We start from the raw sequence: 4,634 nt of genomic DNA on the forward strand, positions 1-4,634 counted from the left end.
CGCGCGCGGGCGCCCCGCTGCGGCGCCGGGGGGCGGGGTGGCGCGTGGGGGGGGCGGCGGGCGGGGAGGCGGCCCAGCGGGCCCGGGGGGACGGTCAGGCGAGGGTGCAGGTGGTGACGGTGAGGTCGGCGGGGCAGGGGGTGAGGGAGACGACCTGGAGGCCGGCGGCGGCGGCTTCGCGGCGCATGTCGGCCTCGGTGCGCTCGCGGGTGTTGGGCTCGCCGACGATCATCTTGATGACGTTGCGGAAGGCGGCGCCGGAGTCGTGCTCCGCGAGGGGGTCGATGACCAGGAGGGTCGGGGAGCCGTCGGCGCCGGCGCTCATGGCGCGGCGGATGTTGCCGAGGATCTGGATGCCGCTCTCGGAACTCCAGTCGTGGAGGACGTTCTTGAGGATGTAGAGGTCGCCGCCCTCGGGCACCTCGCGGAGGATGTCGGCGGGGCGGTAGGTGAGTCGCCCGGCGAGATCCGCGTCGCCCGAGGCGCGGAGTTCGGCCTCGGCCCGCCGACAGGTGTCCGGACGGTCCACGCAGACGCCCTTGAGGTGCGGGTGGGCGGTGAGGATCGCCTTGAGGAGCGTGCCGTTGCCGCCGCCGACGTCGATCACCGTGCGGACGTCCTCGAACGGGACGTGCTCCGCCAGGATCTTGCCGATCGGCCGGGCCCAGTCCTGCATCGCGAGGTCGAAGATCCGCGCGGTCTCGGGGTCCTTCTCCAGGTACTCGTAGAGCGGCACGCCGAAGGCGTGGGGCATGACCGAGGTGCCGGTCCGGACCGCCTCGGCCAGACCGCCGGCGGCGGCCTGGGCGTAGAGGCCGCAGAGCAGCGCGGTCAGGTGCCGCATCGAGTCGGGGTGGTCGGTGCGGAGCAGCTCGGACTGGGGCGAGTTGGTGTAGCGGCCGTCCTCGTCCCGGGCGAAGATCCCCAGCGCCGCCAGGGCCGTCATCAGGGAGACCAGCGCGTCGCGGTCCGCGTCGACGGCCTTGGCCAGTTCGGCGGCCGTGGCCGGTCCGTCCGCGAGGGCGTCGGCCACACCCAGCCGAGCCGCGGCGCCGACCGTCGCGGACGTCAAGGATCCCATGACAAGACTCACCAGCGACGTTTCCATGGCCCCGTTCACTTCCTAGGCTTAGACGGCAGGTTGCGCATGACGGTTCGTTCGGCCGACGGTAATGCGGGGAGGCGCCGGGCGTCGCGTCGTTCAACTGCCCCGCCGTGAGACGGGAGTTCGAGGCCGGGCGGCGCCCGGGGATCCGGTCCGGCTCGCGGGGGCCACCAGTTGAACACGGCCGAATGTTCCGCTTGCGGTCGAAGGGACAAACCGGTGTCATGTACCGTCGATTCGATGTGACTCCCCAGAGAAGGATCAGGCCGGAGACATGACGGATGACACGGCGTCGAACGGTCGCAAGGCCGGGGACGTGTCCGCGGAGGACATCAGGGCTTCGCACGCCGACCGGGACGAGGTCGTCGAGATCCTCCGCGACGCCGCGGCGGACGGCCGGCTCACGGCCGAGGAACTCGACGAGCGCCTCACGGTGGCGCTGAACGCCCGCACCTTCGGTGAACTGGCCGGGCTGACCCGTGATCTGCCGGTCGCCCCCCTCGCTCCGGTCGTCCCCGCGCCCGCGCCCGTTCCCGCGCCCCCGGTGCGGACGGGCCCGCCGGGCAAGGACATCGTGGAGATCAACCAGCGCTTCGGTACCCTGCGCCGGTCCGGGCCCTGGGAGGTCCCGCGCCGGCTGGACGTCCGCATGCACGGGGGCGACGTCAAGCTCGACTTCACCCAGGCGGTGATCACGCACGACACGCTCGACCTCGACGTCTACCTGAGCATCGGCGGTGACCTGGTCATCGTGGTCAGGCCCGGCATCGTGGTGGCGACCCACGACCTGGCCGTCGGGGTGGGCGACCTCAAGGTCCGCGTGCCCAAGGCGGCCTGGAACGAGCCGACGGAGCTCCGGGTGAACGTGACCGGGCGGGTGCGCGGCGGCGACGTGGTGGTGCGGTACCCGCGGCGGACGCTCGGGCAGTGGATGCGCGGGGAGAGCGCGCTCTGAGGTAGCGGTCGGACCGCGGTCCGGCAAGGGGCGGTGGTCCCGGTGAGGGCGGTGGTCGGCTCGGAGGAGCCGGCCGCCGCCCCTTGCGTTGTGCGAGGAGGGTGTGCGAGCGCGCACGCACCGCCCTGGACCTGAATAGCCGGGCGATGGTATTCAATGCTGTCCGGTACCCGCGCGCACCGTTGGAACGAGTGCTGGATTCCTCGATTCCCGGGCGTGGTTCAAGTGTTCAACTGCCACGTTGCGCCGCCCAGCAGGGGCTGGATACGTTCCTGTCGATGGTGGGCTCGATCATTTGCAGGTATTGAGAACTCTCGATTTTGCCTAATTTCCGCGGTAATCCCGCACCGCGGCTGTGCAGATCAGAACTGGCATATCCTCGGCAAGCAGGGATGGCGGAATTCACATGGCGAACGAAGAAAAGCTCCGCGATTATCTCAAGCTCGTGACGGCTAATCTGCGCCAGGTCCGCCGTCGCCTGGCTGAGGTCGAGGAGCGGAACCAGGAGCCGATCGCGATCGTCGGCATGGGCTGCCGCTTCCCCGGCGGGGTGCAGGGCCCCGAGGAGCTGTGGAGGCTCCTGGCCGAGGGGACCGACGCGATCGGCCCGTTCCCGCAGGACCGCGGGTGGGACCTGGAGAACCTCTACGACCCCGACCCGGACCACCCCGGCACCTCGTACGCGCGCCACGGCGGGTTCATGTACGACGCCACCGAGTTCGACGCGGGCTTCTTCGGCATCTCGCCGCGCGAGGCGGTCGCGATGGACCCGCAGCAGCGCCTGCTGCTGGAGGTGTCCTGGGAGGCGCTCGAACAGGCGGGCATCGACGCCGCCTCGCTGCGCGGCACCCGGACCGGCGTGTTCGCCGGCGCCTACACCCAGGGCTACGGCACGGACCCGGCGGTGCAGACCGGCGGCTCGGAGGGCCACCTCCTCACCGGCATCGCGACCAGCGTCACCTCGGGGCGTGTGGCGTTCACCCTCGGCCTGGAGGGCCCGGCCGTCACGGTCGACACCGCCTGCTCCTCGTCGCTGGTCTCGCTGCACCTGGCCGCCCAGTCGCTGCGCTCCGGTGAGTGCTCGCTGGCGCTGGTCGGCGGCGCGACGGTGATCTCCAGCCCGTCCGTCTTCGTGGGCTTCTCCCGCCAGCGCGGGACGTCGGTGGACGGGCGCTGCAAGTCCTTCGCCGAGTCGGCGGACGGCTCCGGCTGGGCCGAGGGCGTCGGCGTGCTCGTCGTGGAGCGGCTGTCGGACGCCCGGCGCAACGGGCACAAGGTGCTGGCCGTGATGCGTGGTTCGGCGGCCAACCAGGACGGTGCGTCGAACGGTCTGACCGCGCCGAACGGTCCGGCGCAGCAGCGGGTGATCCGGGCCGCACTGGCGAACGCCGGGGTCCGCGCCGACGAGGTCGACGTGGTGGAGGCGCACGGTTCGGCGACCACCCTGGGCGACCCGATCGAGGCCGAGGCGCTGATCGCCACCTACGGTCAGGAGCGGACCGAGGGCCGGCCGTTGTGGCTGGGTTCGGTGAAGTCGAACATCGGGCACACCCAGGCGGCCGCCGGTGTGGCCGGTGTGATCAAGATGGTGCTGGCCCTCCAGCACGAGCAGCTGCCCGCGACGCTGCACGCGGACGTGCCGACGTCGCACGTGGAGTGGGCGGCCGGGGAGGTCCGGCTGCTCAACGAGGCGGCGGCCTGGCCGACCGGCGAGCACGTGCGCCGGGCCGGCGTGTCGTCGTTCGGGATGAGCGGCACCAACGTCCACATCATCCTGGAGGAGGCCCCGACCGCGGACGGTGACTCCGCGGGGGCGGACGAGCCCTCCGGTGAGGACGCGGACGAGGCGGACGCCCTGGACGAGCCGGCCGGTGAGGCTGAGGCAGTGGCGGTGCTGGAGCCGGCCGGGCCGGTGGCGTGGCCGGTGTCGGCGCAGTCGTCGGAGGCGTTGGCGGCTCAGGCGGGCCGGTTGCGGGAGTGGGTGTCGGCGCGGCCGTCGCTCGAACCGGTGGATGTGGCGTGGTCGTTGGCGGCGACGCGGTCGGTGTTCGAGCACCGGGCGGTGGTGGTCGGTGGTGGTCGTGAGGAGTTGGTGTCGGGGCTGGGTGGCCTGGTGGCCGGGTCGGGTGCGGCCGGGGTGGTGTCGGGGGTTGCCCGTTCGGGTGGTCGGACGGCGTTCGTGTTCGCGGGTCAGGGTGCGCAGTGGGTTGGCATGGGCCGTGAGCTGGTCTTGTGCAGTCCGGTGTTCGCGGCGCGGTTGGCGGAGTGTGAGGCGGCGCTGGCGCCGTATGTGGACTGGTCGTTGAGTGAGGTTCTGGCGGGTGCCGAGGGTGCGCCGGAGATCGAGTCGGCTGATGTGGTGCAGCCGGTGCTGTGGGCGGTGATGGTGTCGCTGGCGGCGGTGTGGGAGGCCGCCGGGGTCTCGCCGGACGCGGTGGTGGGTCATTCGCAGGGTGAGATCGCGGCGGCGACGGTCGCGGGGATGCTGTCCCTGGAGGATGGTGCGCGGGTGGTGGCGGTGCGGGCTCGGGCGCTGACGAGTTTGTCGGTGCAGGGTTCGATGGTGTCGGTGGT

Annotated in this window: 3 protein-coding genes; 2 read left to right on the top strand and 1 reads right to left on the bottom strand. The window is 72.0% G+C overall.

The annotated features are described in order from the left end of the window. Positions 1-94 precede the first annotated feature (94 nt). Positions 95-1,108, bottom strand: a complete 1,014-nt coding sequence (locus ABZ497_RS36470; RefSeq protein WP_359812376.1) for a methyltransferase — start codon at positions 1,106-1,108, stop codon at positions 95-97. A gap of 271 nt (positions 1,109-1,379) precedes the next feature. Here ABZ497_RS36470 and ABZ497_RS36475 point away from each other — a divergent pair, with 271 nt between their 5' ends. Then, positions 1,380-2,060, top strand: coding sequence for a DUF1707 domain-containing protein (locus ABZ497_RS36475; protein WP_329490239.1), 681 nt, complete (start codon positions 1,380-1,382; stop codon positions 2,058-2,060). Between the two features lie 406 nt (positions 2,061-2,466). Beyond that, positions 2,467-4,634, top strand: a 2,168-nt coding sequence (locus ABZ497_RS36480) for a type I polyketide synthase (protein ID WP_359812378.1), incomplete at its 3' end; no start/stop codon positions are given.

This window comes from Kitasatospora sp. NPDC005751, from assembly GCF_040630835.1.
GTDB lineage: Bacteria > Actinomycetota > Actinomycetes > Streptomycetales > Streptomycetaceae > Kitasatospora.

What these genes read in the sequence shown, in the direction of transcription:
- ABZ497_RS36470 (WP_359812376.1), bottom strand. Translation starts at nt 1,108, where the DNA reads ATGGAAACGTCGCTGGTGAGTCTTGTCATGGGATCCTTGACGTCCGCG.
- ABZ497_RS36475 (WP_329490239.1), top strand. Translation starts at nt 1,380, where the DNA reads ATGACGGATGACACGGCGTCGAACGGTCGCAAGGCCGGGGACGTGTCC.